Origin of the sequence: Lonepinella koalarum (assembly GCF_004565475.1) — a bacterium.
In the GTDB taxonomy this organism is placed as follows: Bacteria; Pseudomonadota; Gammaproteobacteria; order Enterobacterales; family Pasteurellaceae; genus Lonepinella; species Lonepinella koalarum.
This window is the reverse complement of record NZ_SRHX01000017.1, coordinates 1-1,817: the sequence shown is the minus strand read 5'-3', so window position 1 is coordinate 1,817 and position 1,817 is coordinate 1. Positions and strand designations below refer to the sequence as shown.

The window sequence follows — 1,817 nt, the reverse complement described above, 5'->3', positions numbered from 1 at the left end:
TCACCCCCAGCCACAAGTCATCCGCTAATTTTTCAACATTAGTCGGTTCGGTCCTCCAGTTAGTGTTACCCAACCTTCAACCTGCCCATGGCTAGATCACCGGGTTTCGGGTCTATACCTTGCAACTCACCGCCCAGTTAAGACTCGGTTTCCCTTCGGCTACCTGATTTAAGTTAACCTTGCTACAAAATATAAGTCGCTGACCCATTATACAAAAGGTACGCAGTCACTCCGTCACTTAATGGCTTTCGCCATTAAGTGACTCCGTTTCAGGTGTCAGATGACAGGTTTCAGATTACAGTTCTATTCCTACTGCCATCTGCCGTCTGTTATCTGACTCCTGCGAAGTCACTTAATGATTGAAAATCATTAAGTGACGGAGCTCCCACTGCTTGTACGTACACGGTTTCAGGTTCTATTTCACTCCCCTCACTGGGGTTCTTTTCGCCTTTCCTTCACAGTACTGGTTCACTATCGGTCAATCAGGAGTATTTAGCCTTGGAGGATGGTCCCCCCATCTTCAAACAGGATATCACGTGTCCCGCCCTACTTGTTGTTAGCTTAGTACCACAATAAAATTTTCAGATACGGGACTATCACCCCCTACGGTTGAGCTTCCCAGCTCATTCTCTTAATTTTACTGCTATTACTCACTGGCTCTTCCACTTTCGCTCGCCGCTACTCACGGAATCTCGGTTGATTTCTTTTCCTCGGGGTACTTAGATGTTTCAGTTCTCCCGGTTTGCCTCGTTATTCTATGTATTCAAATAACGATAGTAGATTCTTCATCTACTGGGTTTCCCCATTCGGATATCTTGGATTAAACGCCTCTTATCGACTCATCCAAGCTTTTCGCAGATTAGCACGTCCTTCTTCGCCTCTGATTGCCAAGGCATCCACCGTGTACGCTTAGTCACTTAACCATACAACCTGAAGTGCTTTGTAGCACAGGTTTCAGATGACAGAGTTCAGACGACAGTCTGATACCTTTTCTATCTTTAACCTGCTTACTTTAGGTTGATTTTAATAACTAGACTTGTGTGCTTTTGTTCACACAAGATTTTTACTCAAACGTTGAGTCATCTAACAATCATCAGTAACATTACTGTTACCTGACCACTGTTATCTGAACTCTGTTTTCAGCTTGTTTCCAAATTTTTAAAGAACATTAACGATTTCGGCTTGCGCCTACCATCATTGTTAAATTAACTGTTTCCACTAGCGCGTATGCAATACGCCCCTACAATTCGCTTAACAATGATGACCAACAAGTTTTGGTGGAGATAAGCGGGATCGAACCGCTGACCTCCTGCGTGCAAGGCAGGCGCTCTCCCAGCTGAGCTATATCCCCATTCAGATAACAGACAACAGGTGTCAGATGACAGTGTTGCTGTTTCTATTCCCTACGTTTACTTTCTCTGCCGTCTGACTCCTGTCTTCTGACATCTGAAAGTGGTGGGTCTGAGTGGACTTGAACCACCGACCTCACCCTTATCAGGGGTGCGCTCTAACCACCTGAGCTACAGACCCGTAGGGTTCAGGAATCAGATGCCAGGTATCAGATGACAGTTTCATCATATACCATTTCTCACTTTCCTGAATATACTTGCTTTCATCGTTCTATCAAACAATCTGTGTGAACACTTGCTATCGCTTCAAGTTTCTTGGGTATCAATAACAAAGTCAAATTAGCTCACTGCCATCTGACACCTGTTATCTGACCACTGATATAAGGAGGTGATCCAACCGCAGGTTCCCCTACGGTTACCTTGTTACGACTTCACCCCAGTCATGAATCATACCGTGGTAAACGCCCC

General features: G+C 44.9%; 2 tRNA genes and 2 rRNA genes. All 4 read right to left on the bottom strand.

Annotation, left to right across the window (positions count from 1 at the left end):
• Positions 1 to 923, bottom strand: a 23S ribosomal RNA gene (locus E0709_RS12055); the annotation flags it as partial.
• A 352-nt stretch (positions 924 to 1,275) separates the two neighbouring features.
• A tRNA-Ala gene (locus tag E0709_RS12050) sits at positions 1,276 to 1,351 on the bottom strand.
• Positions 1,352 to 1,453: 102 nt separating this feature from the next.
• Positions 1,454 to 1,530: transfer RNA gene (locus tag E0709_RS12045), tRNA-Ile, on the bottom strand.
• Between the two features lie 200 nt (positions 1,531 to 1,730).
• A 16S ribosomal RNA gene (locus E0709_RS12040) occupies positions 1,731 to 1,817 on the bottom strand; the annotation flags it as partial.